This is a genomic window from Flavobacterium sp. 90, from assembly GCF_004339525.1.
GTDB lineage: Bacteria > Bacteroidota > Bacteroidia > Flavobacteriales > Flavobacteriaceae > Flavobacterium.
In genome coordinates this window covers 6,087,399-6,107,005 of sequence record NZ_SMGE01000001.1, presented here as the reverse complement: position 1 = coordinate 6,107,005, position 19,607 = coordinate 6,087,399, and the positions used below count along the sequence as shown (strand labels likewise).

Genomic DNA, 19,607 nt, shown 5'->3' with positions numbered 1-19,607 from the left:
CCTAAATTTCTGGCAATATATAGTACCTAAAGGCACATTTCAATTCTTGATTTTCATATATTATTAACAACAACCGCCATCAGGTGAACACGAACTTCCTGAATCTGTAAGCAATTGAGTCAAACTTATTTTTTGCTTTTGCGAAGGAATTCCACAAGCATCTTGCGCTAAACAAGCTGTAGTTTTACTTTTTAGGATAAAATTTTTGCCATTAAATTCTAAATCATATCTGCCAATTGTTTCGCTTTGATATTCGACTTCAATCTCTAAATCTTCAATGTTTAATTTTTCTTCAGAAAGAGTTATGATATTCAAAAGTTTGGTTGGTTTTAGGCGATGTTCGTAATCATCAGCGTTCCAAAGCTGAAAGTTCACCGCCTTTTCGTGACGAATTACGCCGCCACAATCAATAAAGTTTTTTGAGATCATTCCAACTTCTGTAACATGGAAATGTTCGGGAACAAAAGTCCCATTTTCCAACTGAAATTCTACGTTTTCGAGTGTTGGAAGTATTCGCTTAATATCTGATAGTTTCATTGTTTTTTATTTTATAGTTATAATGCAATATTGCGATATAGATTGCTAAAAAAATGCTTTAGCAACATTTTTGATTTTTAGTTACCGCTATAATATTCGAAAAATACCCTTTTAAAACATCAAAAGTTTCTTCGTTGATGCAATAACAAATTGCATTTCCTTCGATATTTCCTTTTATAAGTCCGGCGTTTTTAAGTTCTTTAAGATGTTGAGAAACGGTAGGTTGCGCAAGTGGCAATTCGTTTACAATATCACCACAAATACATTCGTTTACCTTCAAAAGATATTCAATAATGGCAATTCTTGCTGGATGTCCTAATGCTTTGGCAATAGTTGCGATTTGGTTTTGCTTATCTGTAAAATGTTCTGTTTTAGTCGCTCCCATAGCTTTTATTTTTTATATTGCAATATTACGATATAGATTTTAAAGTAAAAAATATTTAACTTATTTTTTCAAAAAAAGCCCATTTCAAATTAATGAAACGGGCTTTGCAGGTTTGAAATTTTATGGGGCAAATTACAAACTAAATTATTTCGGTAATGTTGGAATTATGATTCTTCTTGTTGGCGTACTCAATGTTTCTATAAAAGCCAAAAGATCACTGATTTCTTCTTTATTTAAATCCAGTTTTTTTAGCATTGGATCTACTTTTGGAATCAAAGAATCGCGTTCTGTGCCCAAATATTTTTTCTGAACAGGCGAGGGATTTCCCAAATTGTATAATTCAACAACATCCAATAAAGACGGAAAATGTCCGTGATGCATCCATGGTTTTGTGTTTACTACTTCACGAAGCGTTGGTGTTCTGAATTTTCCAATATCTGCTTTGTTCTTGATAACATTATAACGTCCGAAATCTTCATTTTTTGTTCCAAATAAAGTTTGTCCATCATTATGAAATTGATTGTCGCTAAAATATGGCGTATTATGACAATTGATACATTGCGCTTTGGTTCTGAACAAATGCAAACCTTTTACTTGTGAATCGGTGTAAGCATCAGATTTTCCGCTAACAAACTGATCAAATTTACTTTTCGGACTATTTATAGATCTTTCAAAAGTTGCAATGGCATATTGTATGCGTTCCAATGATACTTTTTTATTTCCAAAAGCAGCTTCAAAAAGAGCATTATAGCCTTTTATTTTGGCAATTTTATCAACGGCAATTGTCAGTTTTTCGTTCATTTCAAGAGGATCTCCAATCGGGAATTGTGCCTGATCTTCTAAACTTTTTGCACGTCCGTCCCAAAATAAAGATGTGGCATACGCCGAATTTAAAATCGTCATCGAATTTCGTTTTCCCGTTTGGCGATCATGACCAAAAGAACGCGTTAAATTATCTGTCCAGCCCAATTCTGGATTATGACAGGAAGCGCACGCAATTTGTCCGCTTGTCGATAACCTCGGATCAAAAAACAATATTTTACCCAGACTTTCTTTTTCCTTCGAATACGGATTATAATCAGGATAAGGCACAGCAGGAAGTACTCCAATATCACGGAATGTACTTTTATCTACATTTTTATCCAATTCAGCTGTTGGCCAAGTTGACGGATCTCCGCTGGAATATAATTTTCGCAATTCCTGAACATCGATATAATCAGGTTGATCAATGCTTTTGTAAGCCGTTAAACTTAATAGGAATAAAAGAGGGATTATTATTTTTTTCAATTTCATTTTTGTTTATTTTTTTGTCTCAGTCTCAGTTTTCAGTCTTCAGTCTCAGTCACAGTTTTCAGTCTCGGTTTTCAGTTTTTTTAGACGTAAACCTTTGTCAAAGTTTTAAACTTTGACAAAGGTGACTTGCGTTCAACTGCGACTGCGACTGCGACAGAAAACTGAAAACTAAAAACTAAATCTACGGCAACGTAACTTCCTTAGGACAAGATGCATCTAAAGGCGCTAATTTTGGATATGTTTTATTGTTATACATTCTGTATTGGCACGAAACCGTTCCTCCAAAAAGTAGTTCGTTTGTTAGTTTTAATTCAAATGAAATCTCAAACAAACCGTTGCTTATTTCTTTATAAGTTCCTTCTCCTGCGATTTCTATAACATGACCAGGTTTATCTTTTCCATCGGGACCTTTTCCGCTTGGCGCAATTGTTATCGATTGCGGATTTACAAGTACACTTCCGTTTGTTTTACTGGTTCCGTTTTCGGGAAAAAATTCAAGCGCAGATGTGATATTAAGCCCAGGAGAATTTGCTCCATTTACATTTTCGTTCGTAAACCATCTTTTTAAGTTAAAAGAATTTGTAGTCGAATTTCCTGTAACTACGTTAAATCCTATTTTAAAAGCATCGTGGTAGATATCATCATTTGTATTGCTTGTGCCGTTATCACTATATAATATGGCATTTTCTGAATCTTTTGTTACGACAACCGGAAACGTAAATGCATTATAAGATTGCCATCCACAAGTACCGCTTTTATCAAACCAGTTTTCGCCATAAGTGAGGTAAAATTTATTCGATAAATCGTAGAATTTAGAAGCCGGATTAGTTTGTATATCTCGCGGTGATTTGATTGGTTTTATAATTTGTAAAACGGTATTTCCCGTTGCAATGTAATTGGTGGAATTAATCAGTGTGATTTTAGTTTCAAACCTGACATCATCGTTTTGAATGTCTTCCAAAAGTGTCAAATGATAGGTAACAGAACTTCTGTTGTCACCAAATTCGTCATGACTTAATGCATATTCAAAACCATTTACAAATTTAAAAATAGACAGATTTTCAATTTCCGATGGAATAAATCCGTTAGGGAAATTTACTTTAAAATCTACTTTTTCGCCAGCAATTCCTTTTATTGTAATTTGCTTGTCAGGAATGGTATAAGTGGTACTTATTTCTGCCAAATTAATGGTAAAAGTATTATTTGGTGCTGCTGTATTCAGGTTTCCGATGTGAATTGCAGGATCAGAAGTATTTTCTAATTTCAGAGTTATAGTTTGTTTGTCTTTCCATCTTTTATCAAACGAAAGATAAATAGTATCCGTCAGTTTATTGCCTTCAAACAATAATTGATTTTCGGGTTCAACACTAAAAGTATTGGCATCTCCTGATGTTACCGCGCTAAAATTTGCTGTAACAGGTGATTTTAATGTTGTGGAAGTTAGCGTTACCGGAACTTTTAATTTCTTAATTGATTTATTGTCATATGTTGTGGCTGGAGCCAAAGTTGTACTTACGGCAGGATATTCGAGCGGAACTCCTGCAGCAGTTGCCAGAAAATTGAAGCGTATAAAAGGATCAACATTTTTAGAATCTAACCTGTAATCGTCCTTAGAACAAGATGCAAATAAGGCAACAATAATACTTAATACGGATATAATTTTAGTATGATTCATTTTGTTTTAAGTTTGGATTTAGGTTAATGTTGAAGCGTGGTATTGGCATTACATATTTTGGCGACGGGTAGGTAAGCGAGCAGTTAAGCGAAATACAACCGTCATTGCGTGAAATGTCTTTTTTGTTTCTGGCAAGGTCAAAAAACAGATGACCTTCAAAACATAATTCTTTTCTTCTTTCCAGAAATATAAGTTCTTCGAGATTATTTGTATCCGTCAATAAAGTGGCATTAGATCTTGCTCTGATGGTATTAATATCTGTTTTTGCCTGCTCCGGATTGTTAAGTTTTAATGCAGCTTCGGCGCGAATTAAATATTGTTCACTTAATCTAAAGGCAACATATCCTGGGTTTCCCTGAAATTTTTTGGTAAAATAATACTTCTGGTTTTCGAATTGTAAATTGACAAGAGTTGGAATTGTTTTTTCCAGAAACAACTGTTTTCTGATATCGTCATTTTCATATAAATCCAATAAATCTTGTGAAGCAGCATAATCGCCATAAACAGTTGCAGAAGTATATCCGAAAGGAACAGATAATGATCCGCTGGAAGTTCCATCAGTAGTTTTAGGAATCGTAAATTCAAGTAAAATTTCAGAAACAGGCAAATCCGGCTGTTCCCATTGTGCGATATAATCCGCTGAATTTACTAAACTTACACCCGAATTTAAAATAATATCATTGGAAGTTTCGTAAGCGTTTTTCCAATCTTTTTTAGACAGATAAACCCTTGCCAATAATGCTTTTGCACTCGTTTTATTAAAATAAGAATAAGCAGGACCAGTCAAAAGCGAAGCATTAGCATATAAATTTATAGCTGTTGTAATATCATCGATTAACAAAGCATAAGTATTGGCAGCAGTTTCTCTCGCCGGATAAGTAAGACCTTGAACTAATGACGCTTTGTTGTAAATAATTCCTAAATGCGATGCATCATCTGTATAAGCGTAATTTTGGCTGAAGACTTCGCTTAGTAAAAAATGAGAATACGCTCTAACAGTCAGGGCTTCGGCTTTTATTTGATTTTTTTCAGCTTCTGTAGCGTCCGGCAATGCATCGACAAATTCTAAAATCAAATTTGATTGATTGATAGTGCTGTAACTATTGCTGTAAAAAGACGCAAAATTAGAATTATCAGATTGATCTTCAAAAGAATAAAGGTTTGTAATAGGCGACGGAATACTAATTAAACCTAATGAACTGACTGTTGTCGAAGGAGTAAATTTTAAATTTCCGCCCTGAACATCCGCATAAACAGGAAAAACACCTGCACGTACATTAGCCTCAAGACCACGATACATGCCATTTACGGCTTGTAACATACCTTGTTTATTTTTTAGCTGTTCTGTAATCGAAATTTGTGTACCAGGTTCTTGCTCCAGAAAATCACTGCAGCCTTGCAATAAACAAAGTAAGGTGAAAAGCAGTGCTAATTTAAACCCTGTTCTATTTTTAAAATATTTCATCTTTTTAAAATTTAGTATTAATTCCGCAGGAGATCGTTCTGGCTTGCGGATAAGTGTAATTAAATTCTCTGATACCATTCATTCCCGCCGGACTTTTTTCTTTGTACCAATACAATGCGTTCGAAACATCTGCAAAAATCGTTAAAGCATCCAGAAAAGTATTTTTTAGCGGAACATTATAACTCAGGTTTATATTACTGATTTTGATATAAGTAGCGTCATAAACATATTTGCTCATATTAGACAATAATGTATTGTTACTAGGCGCAGGCTGAGAGACAACATCGCCTTGATTTCTCCAGTAATCGTATGCATTTACAGACATATTTCGGTTTGAAGTCGTTCTTGGTTTTGAGATCATTTCATCTGAAATTAATTTATCACCGCCCCATTGAAAAGCGCCTGTTACCGATAATGTAATATTGTTTAGCGTAAAACGATTGCTAAAACCTCCAAAAGCTTTAGGTTGTGAATCTCCAATTGGTTCCCAATCAGCATTGGTAAACAATCTGTTGTAAGTTGCCGCATCATAAACTTGTCCATTTTTTTTAACCAAATCTCTTCCGGTTGCGGGATCAACGCCCACCCAGTTTATACCCCAGATCGTTGAAGTACTGTAACCAATTTTTTGAGCAAGAGCAATATTAGCCACAGAATAATCGCTTCCTAAACCTACCAAATCCGTTACTTTATTATCTACCGTCGAGATATTGAAAGAAGAAGTCCATTTGAATTTTCCTTTTTGAAACCACTTGATTCTGGTCGTAAACTCAAAACCTTTATTGTACATATCTGCCGCATTTAATTGCACAGAATTATAACCGGTTTCTGTTGGAATATCACGTGCAACAATCAAATCAGATAAACTATCATAATAATACTCTAATGAAAGTTCGACCGTATTGAATACATTAAAATCGATTCCGGTATTGAATTTTACATTTTTCTCCCAACTTAAATTTCCGTTAGGAGAAACGCTTGATGAAGCACTTGTATCGCCATTATAACCATTTTGTAAAACAGTATAGAGACCTTTTGATCTATAAGAACCGATACGTGAATTACCGGTTGAACCATAACTTATTTTCACCTTTAAGAAATCAATCCATGAATTTGATTTTAAGAAATCTTCGTTGCTCGCAATCCACGCTAAACCTGCACCGCTATTGTAAGCAACATTTGTATCGTCGCCAAAAACAGAACTTTCGTCACGTCTGAAATTGACCAACGCATAATATTTTTTCTTGTAATTGTAGTTTATCTGTGAGAACAAAGAAACTCTTGAATTGTAATTAATATCAGATCCGTGAACCTGTCTCGTTTTACTTTCATCAACCAAAGGAGTTGCAGGATTATCATCTTGCAGAGCATCTTCAATGCGATTAATTACGTTAGGATTTACAAATCCTGAAGCCGATGAATAATCAAAATCCGCCTTTTCTTCAGAAAGTTCAAAACCTACAACGCCGTCAATCGTATTGTTTTTATTGATTTCTTTATTAAATAACATTTGTCCCTGCCAGTTCCATTTGGTAGCATTTCGGTTATTTATAAGGCGTCTTCCCCAGTTGGGATATGTTTTTTCGTTCAGGACGAAAGTTCCATTGTTTTGTCCACTTTCATTTTCTCCCGAAAAATAGCGATCTTGAACTTTATCAATATAATCAAGACCAAATAAAGTCCCGAATTTTATATTTTTATTTAATTCATAACCTAAATTCAAACTTCCTAAGATTCCACGGCTTTCTGTTTCATTTCTATTTTGTTCAATTGCTGCCAAAGGATTTCCTCCCGTATTTCCTCCTGAAAGACCAAGATTTGAGTAAGTTCCATCTAGATTATAAGGCGAAATTGTAGGCAAATAAGCAAAATCATAATAAATATTAGGAGCATCTTTTTTGATGTAACTAGGGTTTAAAGACAAATTAATATCCCATTTTGAATGTCGATATCCTAAATTAAGTCCTCCGTTAAGCTGTTTTGTAGTATTCCCTAATTGAGGCTCATCGATATTTAGATAGGTGATTGTGCTTCGATACGAAAAATCTGAAGTAGCTCCGGAAACGCTGAAATTATATTTGTTATAAATCCCGTTTTGGTTCAATAATCCAAACCAATCCGTGTTGATTCCGTTATAAGGAACCGGAACATAATCTGTAGAAGTGTTTTTTAAATAATCATTTCGCAAGTCCGTATATTGCGCGCCATTCAAATATTTAATTTGATTAATAGCCGATGAAACTCCAAGTTGGTTCGAAAATCCAAATTGAACTTTGCCTTTTTTACCCTTTTTTGTCGTAATCAAAATCACACCATTTGCACCATCAGCACCATAAATACCAACCGCGGCAGCATCTTTTAAAACCGTAAAATCTTCGATATTATCAGGAGAAATCATGGCTAACGGATTCGATAATCCCTCAGATAATCTTCCTCCGTTAAAAAATTCGTTATCAATACCGCCTTGTTCACTCATAATTACACCATCGACAATGATCAAAGGCTGAGTAGAAGTACCTAAAATAGAATTAGACAAAGATTTTAAAGTTCCCTGACCACGAATATTAATTTTAACCGGACCACCAATTCCCGAAACATTTTCGACCAAAACCCCGGCAATTTGTCCTTCGACCATTTTATCAATACTTTCCGAGGCTTGTTGAACCGGAATATCTTTGGCGTTTAAGCTCGAAATACTTCCAACAACTTCCTCTTTAAGTTTTTTAGTTCCGTAAGAAGACGTAATCACAACCTGATTTAGCTCATCTGTGAATTCTTCCAGATAAAATGTAAATTCTTTTTTAGTATCTGCCTTTATAGCTTGAGATTCCATTCCTAAAAAGCCAGCTTCAAGCACTATATTATTGATGTTATTTCCTTTTAACTGATAAACAAATTTTCCGTTAAAATCAGTTATAGCGCCCATTCCGGTACCTTTTATGCGTATTGTTGCTCCGGCAAGCGGTTGTTTTTCTTTGGCACTATAAACGATTCCGCTAATAAATCTTTCCTTTTCATCAGGATTTGAAGAAGTTGGAGCAGGAGCGGAGTTCGTTAATAAAACCTGCTTTTTCTGTATGTAAAAAGAAATGTTTTTACCGGTAAATAATTGCGTTAACACAACTTCTAAAGTCGCATTTTGTACATTAATATCCGCAAGTTGATCGGCATCAATTTTTCTTGCATTATAAATGATTCTAAAATCAGTTTGATCTTCAATTGATTTGATAATGAAACTAATAGGTTTGTTTTTTAGCTGTAATGTTATGCCTTTATTCTGAGAAAAACTTTTAAAACTGGATATAAGAAGCGCTAGGAAAAATAGAATTTTCCTGAAATTGGGTATCGTAAAAGTCATGTTTATTTAGTTATGGAAGGATTGGTAATGGTAATCGTATTTTCTTCGATCGAATAATTAAATGGCGTGTCACGTTTTAGAAGTTCTAAAATATTTTCGACACTTGATTCACTAATTTTAATCGTACCTGTAAAATTCTGCTTGGCCAAAACAGTATTTTCATTGATGATTTCGACATCATAAGTACGTTGAATTATTTTAGCGATCGTTGAAAATGGAGTATCTTTAAAAGCAAGTTCGCCCTTTGTCCATGCCGAATAAAAACTTGGATCAACTGCTTTTGTTGTGATTTTTTTAGCGTTATTTTGCCAGGTTGCCATTTGATTTGGAAGAAGTAAAACCAAATTTTGTTTGTTTTCAACTTCATACATCTGAATACTTCCTTCGATCAAAGTACTATTAACCGTTGGGTTTTCTGGATATGCACTGATATTAAATTTTGTTCCAAGAACTTCAATATCAACCTTATTCGCGTTTACAATAAACGGATGTTGTTTGTCTTTTGCAACTTCAAAAAAAGCTTCACCGGTTAAGAATACATTTCTTTTACCATTGATTCCAAATTGTTCCGGATAACGAAAAGTTGTCCCCGAATTTAAATTCACAATCGTTCCGTCAGAAAGGGTAAGTTTAAATCGTTTTCCGTATGGAACTTTAAGTGTATTATAAACCACTTTCTGATCCTGAACTTTTCCGAAGTAAACAATATGGTTTGGAAATTTCTTTGCAATCAAACTTCCTTTGTCGTTTATAACTTTAGTTTGATTGTTTTTTGTGATGATTTCAGAACTTCCATCAGCAAATTCTAAAACAATTTCTTTTGATGATTTTGTTTTTTGAGTAAAATCGAAAGCCAATTTTCCTAATCCGAATAAAACTAAAAATACAGCGGCATATTTTAAATACTGAATAGCATTATTTTTTGGTTTTATCGAAATCACCGAAACTGATTCAGACGTAATTTCATCCGAAAGTGCTGCTAAAGCCCAAGTTTTCTTTAAAGATATAAAGTGCTTTTTGTTTTCTTCAGAAGCATCGATCCAATCAAAAAGAGATTGAACTTCTTGTTCTGAAGCTTCATTAGAAAGATATTTATAAATAAGTTTCGATGTCATTATTTTGGTTTTAAACTTCTGGTTATTGTAAGTACACTTCAGAAATAAAATACCCTACCTTTTATTTTTAATTATTACAAATAAGGATAAAAATCAAGAATAAATAATCCGATAATTTGGTTTTTAAAATCTTCAAAGCCTTTGTCATGTGGGCTTCAACGGCTTTTAGCGATACTTGCATTTCTTCGGCTATTTCTGCATTTTTTTTATTCTCGAAACGCTTTTTTATAAAAACTTCTCTGGTTTTTGGTGGAAGATCACTTATTGATTCCTGAATTAAACGTTCTAATTCCGTTAATTCTAAAGTGTCAAATTGTACCGAGTTTAAGATTTCCATATCCAATTCTCGTTCTTTCTGATTTAAAACTTCACTTTTAAATTTATCCTTTACTTTATTATGCCGAATCATGTTCAGGCATTTCGATTTCGCATAAGTGTACAAGAAAGATTGTATTCCGTTTATCGATTCTACAGTTTCTCTGCTTTGCCATAAATGCAAAAAAGCTTCTTGTGCGAGATTTTCGGCTTCCTCTTTATCATAAATAAACTGAACGCTAAAAGCAGTAATTCGGCGGAAGTATTTGTCGTAGAAATACGTGAAAGCAGTTTCGTCTCCTTCTTTGAAAGATTCAAAAAGATTTAATTCGAAACTGTTATTAATGTTCATCAAACGAAATTTACTTTGGATTTGGGAATCGGGTAAATTTAGAAAACTACCAGAATTTGCCAAGAAAGCGGCAAATATAAAAGTTTATTTATATTAATTCTAAATAAAATTAAAATAAAGATTGTTTGAAATAATATTAGTCAGAATAAGAAGAAAAAATCTTAGCAATGTAGATTTTACCGCAAAGCACGCAAAGATTTTTGTTATGCTAGGTTTTATAAAAACGCAAAGTCCGCAAAGCTTTGTCTAAAAACTTTGCGAACTTTGGGTAAACCTTTGTGTGCTTTGCGGTTAAATAATATTAAGCTTAAAATTCCTGTCATCTAAAAACAACTGTATTTTTACCGCAAAGCACGCAAAGTTTTTTGTTATGCTGGCTTTTTATAAAAACGCAAAGTCCGCAAAGCTTTGTCTAAAAACTTTGCGAACTTTGCGTAAACCTTTGTGTTCTTTGCGGTTAAATAATTTTCACAAACTCCGCAAAGCTTTGCCTAAAAACTTTGCGAACTTTGCGTAAACCTTTGCAAACTTTGCGGTTAAAAAAAATGCGGTTAAAAAATTTGCGGTTAAATAATATTGTTTTTAAAATTCCTCCATCCAAAACCAATCAATAATAAATTGAAAAGTAATAAAGGTATAAACGCTTTCATAAAACTTATTTCGGAGGAATCACTAAATGTTTCAACCTTAAATTTAGACCAGTTTTCTTTGCTGACATCAGCATTATCAAAGATTTTTGGATAGAAATACAAACGCATTTTTTCATGAAAATGTTTGGTTTCTTTCAGAAATAAAAGCTGATTTCCTAAGTCAGATTTAGCAATTTCGTTAAGCTGAATCTGCGTATGCAAAGTCGGAATAAATTGCGCAATCAACTCGCTTGCTTTATTTCGTTGTTGTAATTTATGCTCTAATTCTCTTGATTGTTTTGCAGAATCATCATCACCCGCTTGTTGCATTGCATAATACCAAAGCCAGCTAAACTCAGCGTTTGGCAAAGGATAATGCTTGAATTGCGGATAATGGTTATAGAATTTATCCATTGTAATTTTTTTATCCATATCCCATTTTTCATGATAGGCATTTCGTTGTTTTACAGTCAATTCCAGAGCTTCGGGAATTGGATATTTATTGACAATGTAAGTGTTGATTGTTGCCGGTAAAATGATAATTAGAAACAACCAAATCGTCAATAAAATAACCGCATTAAAATTCGAATGCTGTTGCAGAGAAACGATAAAAAAGCTTACTGCAAACCAAAATAAAATGTAGAGAATTGCTATTGTGTAAAAGGTAAAAAGTGATTGGTTAAATGGGATATTCAGAAACAATATTGCTATAAAAAGTACGATCGTTAATAATGCAATCATGCTTAAAATTCGAATATAGAATAATTTCAGAATGTACAGAAAGGTGTTTTGGCTTTGAGTTGCGACGATTTTCCAGGTTCCGCTTTCTTTTTCTTCCGAAATTAAATTATACGAAAATGCAATAATCAAGAGTGGAAAAAGATAAATTAATACAAAACTAAAATCGATATTTCCGGACAAAAGATTATTCGGATTATTGAGTTCTGAATCATATTTCTGAGCTTCGAGACCACGAATTGTAACACTTTGAATTGAGGGATTTACATCGCGCTGACCAATTGCGAGACTGTTAATTGGCAATGTTTTATTGACCAAAGAAAACTTGATATAGTAGAGTAGAAGTCCAATTTCGTCTTTATGAAAAGCGGCATTTCTGGCAATATGTTCTTTTTGATAAATTGCCGCTTCGGTAATATTGTTTTGTTGTTTTTGCTGAAATTGTCGCCCAATTAATAGACTTATAAAACAGATAATCAACAGAAATATCAGTCCAATTTTGGTTCCTTTTGATCGTATGAAATTTTTAAATAGTAATGCTAACATATTAAATGGCTTTAAGGTTTTTGGCTGCAATTCGAATAAATATAAAAAGCATTATAATCCAGAGAAAAATGGAGATAAGAGCAATAATTTCGGATTTTAAAACATCCTGAATTCCTTTTGATTCATAATGAAATTCTTCTAGATCAGCCCAATGTTCTTTGCCAATTGTCAATGGTTTATCAGTAGGTTTTGGCTTATTATTACTGATATATTTTACCTGCAATGCATTCATTTTTTGCGCCATTTTATAGCGATAATCTTCAGCTTGTTTTTGGAAATCTATGTACGAATCATAATCTGTATTGGACAATCCCATTGATAAGTTTTTGATCGCGATGTATGGATTTATAAAAGAAATCGTCTTCGAAAAACTGTTTTGCTGTTCATAAACCTTCAATAGATTTTCTAAATGCTGATTATAGATTTTAGAACTTATTTTCTCGCCTTCGGTCATAATAAAACCCGAATAATTAAAAGGAAGTTTCTGTATTGAATCGACTTTGTAAACACGTAAAAGAGAATCTTTAATCGCTTTATAATGCAAATCATTCGGATTATGACTATCGCCTTGTTTCAGAATATCTTTTTCTATATCGCTATTGAATTGAATCTTAGAAGGCGCTTCATAAATATAAGCTCCGATTGCCTGAGTCGTTCTTGGCAGAATTATCGTGAAAACCAACCAAATTCCAATCAATGAAATCAACGCTTTTTTGGAGGTTTTGCTTAACGCCGAAATTAAAACAGAAATGACGCAAAAGAACATCAGATATATAAAATGAAACAGAATAAACAATACCATTTTGATCGTTTCATCGGCAGAAATGCTAAAATCCTGAAGCAATAACCAGATAAATACAAGTACAATAATTGTGGGTAGAAAAAGCATCATAATTACAGAAGCGATTCCTAATGTTTTACCAATTAAAAGTTGTTTCCAATTGATTCCCTGACTTAAAAGGAGTTTTAAAGTTCCGTTTTCTCTTTCGGCAGCGACCGAATTAAAGCCTAAGAAAAAGATCAATAAAGGCAATAAAACCTGCAAAACCATCGCAATACTTATTTCGCCAAAACGAAGCATACTGTTGGAAAATCCTGCTTCAGAGAAATTGGCTGTATTTTGTTTGTGCGCTTCCAGAAATATGGCATTCCCGAAAAACGGTTCCATTCCAAATTCAAAAACACTTAAAGGCGTGCTTTTTCTGAAGGCAAAATTTCCGTAATGTGCCATTCGATGCGGGTTTTTATCCGGATTTTTCAACCAGTCTTCTCTCGATTCATGTTGGTATTTTTCACTGGTTTCGTTTTGGTTGGTGTAATTTTCCCAACCCGAAAAAGCAGCATAAAGCAAAATAATACCAATAAAAAGCGTGATGATAAATACCGCTTTATTCTTAAAAACGGAATTCTTTAGATGTTTGGCGATTAAAATTTCTATGTGTAATGATTTCATACCAATTAAAATTTATAAGTTACAGTAAGGCTGAAATTTCTTGGAGCTCCGGGAAATAATCTCAAATAATTCTGTGCGCCTAACCAATAGGTTTTGTTGAATAAATTACCTGCATTCAAAGCAATTTGCATATTACTTTTGTTGGGTTTGTAATATAAAGCAGCATCAAAAACGGTGAAATCAGGAAGTGTAAAAGCTCTTGTAAACCAAGGCACTTTGCTGCTTTGATATTGCATCCCAAAACCAACTCCCAAATCCTTCAAACCAGAATCTGAATTGAAATTGTAACGCGTCCATAAATTGGCACTGTTTTTTGGTGTATTTTGTTTTCTGGCACCAATTAATGAAAGATCACGATCGTTTGTAATTTTAGCGTCTATATAGCTATACGAAGCATTTATTTGCCAATCTGGAGTGATGTAACCTGCAAGATCGCACTCAAAACCACGACTTCTTTCGGCGCCTCTGGTTACCAATAAATCAGGGTTTGCAGGATCATTGGCATTCATCAAAATATTACGCTGATTGATTTCGTAAACCGCTGCATTAAAACTCATTGAATTATTAAAGAATGTCGCTTTTACACCCACTTCTTTCAGATTACTTTTAAGCGGATCAAAGAGACTTCCGGCGGGTAAACTTCCGGTTTGTGGCATTAAAGTCACCGTATTCGATTGTGGCTGATAACCTTCAAGATAAGTCGTATAAACATTGATTTCGTTGTTAATTGCATAAGTAAGTCCCACGCGTGGCAACAATGCCGTTTTTTTGACTGTTAATTCCTTGTTGGTTTCATAATTGGTAATGTCTTCAAACCATTCGTTTCTTAAACCCAACAAAACGGTGAATTTTTCCCACTGAATCTGATCCTGAATATAAATTGCATTTGTAGTCGTCAACGCAGATGGCAACGCAGTTCTAACGTTTAAGGTGTAATCTTCAGGACTTGTTAAGGTATAAACAGGATTATTTAAATTGAAATAATTGACATTTGGTTTTGGTAAAACAACTCCATCAATTGTTGTCGTTTGGTAATTGGCTGCGTTTGCAGGAACAAAAGTACTCGCTACAGTTCCGTCTTTTAGCAAATAACCTCTTGCAGCATTTTGTCCGCCGCCTTTGGTTTTGTTCCAACTGCTTAAATCGTAACCTGCAAGGAGTTTATGTTTGAGTTTTCCGGTTTTTAAATCAAAATTAAAATAAGCACTCAAATTATCAATGTCCCAATATTGCTGACGTTGAACAAATTGCATCATCGCCAGACTTGTAACAGGTTTATTGTTCATATCGACCGCAAAAGCATTTGTCGTTCTGTGTTCCTGAAGGTTTTCGGTCCAGGTTTGTTTCATATATTGGGCATTAAAACCAATTTTAGAATTGAATTTATGAGTGAAATTCGTCATCAAAATCATTTCTTTCGATTTAAAATAATCACTTGGAGTGCCAAGATTTAAACTAATTGGTGTTTGATTTAGATTCGTAACTCCAGCTACAGCGCCAAAAATAGGTTGTCCGCGATCGAGAGTTCCTGTCATATTACTTAGAATTAATTCAGTATTGATTGCTGTTTTTTCATTCGGAATATAACTGAATGATGGAGAGATCAAAAACGATTTATTACTCACCAAATCCCGAAACGATTTTGCTTCCTGATACGCTCCATTAATACGATATAATAAGGTTTTAGATTCGTTAAGCGGTCCTGTAAAGTCAAGAGTTCCGCGTAAAGTGCTAAAACTTCCTACGCTCAAACTCACTTCTTTTCGGTTAACGGCAAGAGGTTTTTTAGTCACCAAATTGATGCTTCCGCCAGGATCAACAGACGAAAATGTGGCGCTCGAAGGACCTTTAATAACTTCAACACGTTCGATATTATTGGTTAAAGGCTGTAGAAAATAATATTGGCGAGTTCGCATTCCGTTTACAATTTGACCTTCTTCGTTTTGACTAATTCCGCGAATGGTATATTGATTGTAATAACTCGCCGGAATTACACCGCTTGCCATTTTTACGGCATCGGCAAGATAAAAAGCGCCTTTGTCAGCAATTAATTCCTTTGTAATTGTCGAGATAGATTGCGGAATATCTTTGTTTAATGCAGCCGTTTTTGTCGCCGCAAAAGAATAATCGCTATTGTATTTTTTAGTCGAACGACCAATGATTTCAACAGTTTGTAATTCGTTCCGTTTTATGGAATCCTGAGCAATACTATCTTTTATTTTTTTATTTATGTTTTGCGATTGAATAAACTGCGAACTGCTGAATATCAATAGCATTAAGATTAAATGTTTCATTTTTTTGGTTGGTTTTGAAAATGCTATTTCCTTTTATACAGTTTGTAAATACAAGTTTTCGAGTTCGTTTGCCGATATTTTATCAGCTTCGATCACCGTTACTAAATTGCCTTGTTTCATGATTCCAATGTGTGTCGCGACTTCTCTGGCTCTGAAAATATCGTGAGTTGCCATTAATATTGCTGTTCCGTCTGCCGAAAGTTCTTTCAGAATTTGAGAAAACTCGTTTGAAGCTTTAGGATCTAACCCGCTTGTAGGTTCGTCAAGTAATAGAACTTTGGCTTTTTTGGCAATCGCAATCGCAATACCTACTTTTTGGCGCATTCCTTTAGAATATCCGCCAAGGTTCTGATCGTGCGCTTTAAGTTGTAAACCTGCTTTCGAGAGAAAATAAGTCAATTCTCCAGATGAATATTTGAATCCTGCGAGAGAGGAGAAGAATTTTAAGTTTTCTAAACCGGTAAGATTTGGATATAACATCACTGTTTCAGGAATATAAGCGACATATTCTTTGGTTTTAGAAGCATTTTCTATAACCGAAATATTATTGATTTTAAGTTCTCCGTCTGTTGGTTCTATAAAACCTAAAAACAGATTTATTGTAGTTGTTTTTCCGGCACCATTCTGACCTAAAAGTGCAAAGATTTCGCCTCTTTTAATGGTTAGATTCAATTTGTTTAAGGCAACATAATCGCCGTATTTTTTCGTTAGATTTTCAGCTATAAGCATAGTTTTTTATGTATTTGGGTGATTTTTTTAGTTTTCAGTCTCAGTTTTCAGTCGCGGTCGCAGACTCAGTTGCTGTTTGGCACAGTGAGGAATTTAGAATTTGAGTAAAATGAAAGGATAGTTTACAGCTATTTTGATAGAAGAATTTCTATTTGAATTTGAAAAATAAGAATGCCTTTTCGGAATATAAATGATAAGTCACTTTCTTTTGTATAGAAAGGAAATCAAATAAATACACAAATAAGTTTACCTAACTTCTATATTGAAGAATAGGTAAAAAGCTTTTAGATTTTCGAAAAAAATGTTGTAAACTAAAGAATTGAAGGCGGTGCTCTAAGGGCAAAAAGACTGCCTTTAAAGAAGTTTGAAGCGACTTTTGTATAAAAGAATACATAAGAAGTTTGAGTAATTACTTTATGAAAAGATAAAGCTTGAAATGAATTGGGAATAAAAGTGCTAAACGCAAAATGACAAACGTGACAATTATTTTCTACAGAATGGCTGTGTGTGATTTGTTTTTGCCCATTAACTGAATTATGATGGCACTGTTTTTCGGTTAATTGTTTGTAAACATGCTCATAAGAATGTATGGTCTGAAACAGCATTGCGAACAATACCGTAACAGACATGAAAAGATTAATTAAGACAATTTTCTTTTTCATTCTTGATTTGGCAATCAGCGTGTCTACTAGACTTCCTGAGTTATTAACTAACGCAACTTGGTTGCAAATATAGTTTTCTTATTTAGAAATACACCAAAAAGGAATGTTTTTTTAGCTATTTTCTGAGACAATTATATTAGATTCAGAAATTACTATACAACAATTGAAGCGTATGAAAATCAGAAGAACCGTCAAAGTATTTGTCTAATACTTCTTCAAATATTGGTTCCGAATTTTGAATACTCGCGAATAATGTCATGCAGGATTGCAGTTTTTCATCATCAGGATTTCCGAAGATATCTGTAGCAGTTTTCTCGTCTGTTTTGATTAATTCAGAGGTAATTTCCAGAAGATGTTTTCCTAAAATTGGATGTTCCAGAAAAGCAATTGCTTCGTCGGCATTCTTTATTTCGTAGAATTTTGAGGTGTCACAAGAACCAAGTCCTTTAATCTGAGGAAAAATAAACCACATCCAGGGAGATTCTTTTTTTCCTTTCTTAATTTCGGAAAGTGCCGATAAGTATAATTTATTTTGTGCGTCTAAAAAACGTACTAATTCTTTATTGTTGTAGGCCATTATTTGCTGATTTTAGTTGGGGGCAATCAGGTCGTAAAACTACTGAAAATATGTTAAGTTGTACATTTGGATTATTTTTTTGTATCAATTTTTTTTAAATATATTAAGCGAATTATATCCTGTAGTATTAATCGGAAATATTTGTTTTAATGCCACATATTAAAGTGATTTTAATGATTTTTTGATGGCGAATTTTATTAATCTCGCAAAGACGCAAAGTTTTGTCATTGCGAGGAACGAAGCAATCTCATTTGCTGAATTCAATTCGTAATTTTTGTTAGTGTGGTTGCTTCGTTCCTCGCAAAGACCAATCTTTGTCGAATTCCGTGTGTGATTTCTCCTCCGTCGAAATGGCAATATTGTGTTTGCATCTTTGCGGTTAAATATTTTCACAATATTATTCCTGTTAACGTGGTTCTTTTTTGTTACAAAACTCAATAATTTCTAGTGTTCCCGTTATAATATCTCTATTTTTACTATTAGAGGATAATTATCGACTTAGATAATAATTAAATTTTTGATTTGGCATGAACTTCAAAAAAAGCCAATTTCTACAAACGGGCGTATCGCTCAATAAAAAAATAAATTATGAAAATAGGACTAATCGGATTCGGAAAAACTGGAAAATCAGTAGCATCAATACTACTCGAAAACAATAAATTTTGCCTGGAATGGGTTTTAAGACAAAGTACTGTTTTAGAACACAGATCAGTTCCGGAATTTTTTGGAGTTCAGTCAGACGAACCGGGATTAATTTACTCTAGTTCCAAAACTTCGATAGAAGAATTACTGGACAAACATCCGGTTGATGTAATTATTGATTTTTCGTCAAGCGAAGGAATTCATACTTATGGCGAAATTGCAGCGAATAGAAAGATCAAAATTATATCGGCAATTTCGCATTATAAAGATAAAGAACTGCAATTACTAAAGAAATTAGCGCATAAAACAACTGTATTTTGGTCTCCAAATATTACTTTGGGTGTGAATTATTTACTTTTTGCAGCCAAGTTTCTAAAGAAAATTGCGCCGTGGGTTGATATTGAAGTCAATGAAGAACATTTTAAAAAGAAAGAAGGAACATCAGGAACGGCGGTTAAAATTGCAGAAGCTTTAGATATTGACAAAGACAATATCAACTCAGTTAGAGCAGGGGGAATAGTTGGAAAACACGAAGTTATATTTGGATTTCCGTATCAAACAGTTCGTCTTATTCACGAATCTATTTCAAGAGAAGCATTTGGTAATGGAGTTGTTTTTGTTGCTGAAAACTTAGAAAACAAGCAAAAAGGATTGTATAATTTTGAAGATATTCTGACGCCTTATTTTGCAGTGTAATTAAACTCAAAGATCTATTATATAAAAACTTTGCGTCTTGGCGACTTTGCGTGCAATTTTCTCTGCTGCGTCAAATAAAAGCTTAAAAAATAATCTCGCAAAGTCGCGAAGACGCAAAGTTTTTTATTTTAAGTTTTGAATTTCGC

15 protein-coding genes are annotated in these 19,607 nt (G+C 33.7%); 1 reads left to right on the top strand and 14 read right to left on the bottom strand.

Annotation, left to right across the window (positions count from 1 at the left end):
• Positions 1 to 63: 63 nt before the first annotated feature.
• The 14 genes from C8C83_RS24810 to C8C83_RS24745 form a co-directional block, all read right to left on the bottom strand.
• On the bottom strand, positions 64 to 537 hold the full coding sequence (locus tag C8C83_RS24810) for a DUF6428 family protein (protein WP_121331205.1): 474 nt from the start codon (positions 535 to 537) through the stop codon (positions 64 to 66).
• Positions 538 to 595: 58 nt separating this feature from the next.
• Positions 596 to 922, bottom strand: a complete 327-nt coding sequence (locus C8C83_RS24805) for a metalloregulator ArsR/SmtB family transcription factor (RefSeq protein ID WP_121331204.1) — start codon at positions 920 to 922, stop codon at positions 596 to 598.
• Positions 923 to 1,066: 144 nt separating this feature from the next.
• Positions 1,067 to 2,215: a cytochrome c peroxidase gene (locus C8C83_RS24800; protein ID WP_121331203.1), complete on the bottom strand. Its 1,149-nt coding sequence runs from the start codon at positions 2,213 to 2,215 to the stop codon at positions 1,067 to 1,069.
• Positions 2,216 to 2,396: 181 nt separating this feature from the next.
• Positions 2,397 to 3,890: a hypothetical protein gene (locus C8C83_RS24795; protein WP_121331202.1), complete on the bottom strand. Its 1,494-nt coding sequence runs from the start codon at positions 3,888 to 3,890 to the stop codon at positions 2,397 to 2,399.
• Complete coding sequence (locus C8C83_RS24790; RefSeq protein WP_233566211.1) at positions 3,877 to 5,355, bottom strand: RagB/SusD family nutrient uptake outer membrane protein; 1,479 nt, start codon at positions 5,353 to 5,355, stop codon at positions 3,877 to 3,879. The genes C8C83_RS24795 and C8C83_RS24790 overlap by 14 nt, the downstream gene beginning before the upstream one ends.
• Positions 5,356 to 5,359: 4 nt before the next feature.
• Positions 5,360 to 8,713, bottom strand: a complete 3,354-nt coding sequence (locus C8C83_RS24785; RefSeq protein ID WP_121331201.1) for a SusC/RagA family TonB-linked outer membrane protein — start codon at positions 8,711 to 8,713, stop codon at positions 5,360 to 5,362.
• 2 nt (positions 8,714 to 8,715) lie between these two features.
• Positions 8,716 to 9,828 carry a FecR domain-containing protein gene (locus C8C83_RS24780; protein WP_121331200.1) on the bottom strand — a complete coding sequence of 371 codons (1,113 nt, stop codon included), beginning with the start codon at positions 9,826 to 9,828 and terminating at the stop codon, positions 8,716 to 8,718.
• 67 nt (positions 9,829 to 9,895) lie between these two features.
• Positions 9,896 to 10,495 carry an RNA polymerase sigma-70 factor gene (locus C8C83_RS24775; RefSeq protein ID WP_121331199.1) on the bottom strand — a complete coding sequence of 200 codons (600 nt, stop codon included), beginning with the start codon at positions 10,493 to 10,495 and terminating at the stop codon, positions 9,896 to 9,898.
• A gap of 566 nt (positions 10,496 to 11,061) precedes the next feature.
• Complete coding sequence (locus tag C8C83_RS24770; RefSeq protein WP_121331198.1) at positions 11,062 to 12,408, bottom strand: DUF3526 domain-containing protein; 1,347 nt, start codon at positions 12,406 to 12,408, stop codon at positions 11,062 to 11,064.
• Between the two features lies 1 nt (position 12,409).
• Complete coding sequence (locus tag C8C83_RS24765; protein WP_121331197.1) at positions 12,410 to 13,861, bottom strand: DUF3526 domain-containing protein; 1,452 nt, start codon at positions 13,859 to 13,861, stop codon at positions 12,410 to 12,412.
• Positions 13,862 to 13,866: 5 nt separating this feature from the next.
• Entirely contained in the window at positions 13,867 to 16,155 is a 2,289-nt protein-coding gene (locus C8C83_RS24760) for a TonB-dependent siderophore receptor (RefSeq protein ID WP_121331196.1), read from the bottom strand.
• Between the two features lie 33 nt (positions 16,156 to 16,188).
• Complete coding sequence (locus C8C83_RS24755; protein WP_121331195.1) at positions 16,189 to 16,884, bottom strand: ATP-binding cassette domain-containing protein; 696 nt, start codon at positions 16,882 to 16,884, stop codon at positions 16,189 to 16,191.
• 311 nt (positions 16,885 to 17,195) lie between these two features.
• On the bottom strand, positions 17,196 to 17,546 hold the full coding sequence (locus C8C83_RS24750; RefSeq protein ID WP_165877255.1) for a hypothetical protein: 351 nt from the start codon (positions 17,544 to 17,546) through the stop codon (positions 17,196 to 17,198).
• Between the two features lie 142 nt (positions 17,547 to 17,688).
• Complete coding sequence (locus C8C83_RS24745) at positions 17,689 to 18,123, bottom strand: DUF1810 domain-containing protein (RefSeq protein WP_121331194.1); 435 nt, start codon at positions 18,121 to 18,123, stop codon at positions 17,689 to 17,691.
• A 588-nt stretch (positions 18,124 to 18,711) separates the two neighbouring features.
• Here C8C83_RS24745 and C8C83_RS24740 point away from each other — a divergent pair.
• On the top strand, positions 18,712 to 19,461 hold the full coding sequence (locus C8C83_RS24740) for a dihydrodipicolinate reductase C-terminal domain-containing protein (protein ID WP_121331193.1): 750 nt from the start codon (positions 18,712 to 18,714) through the stop codon (positions 19,459 to 19,461).
• Positions 19,462 to 19,607 lie beyond the last annotated feature (146 nt).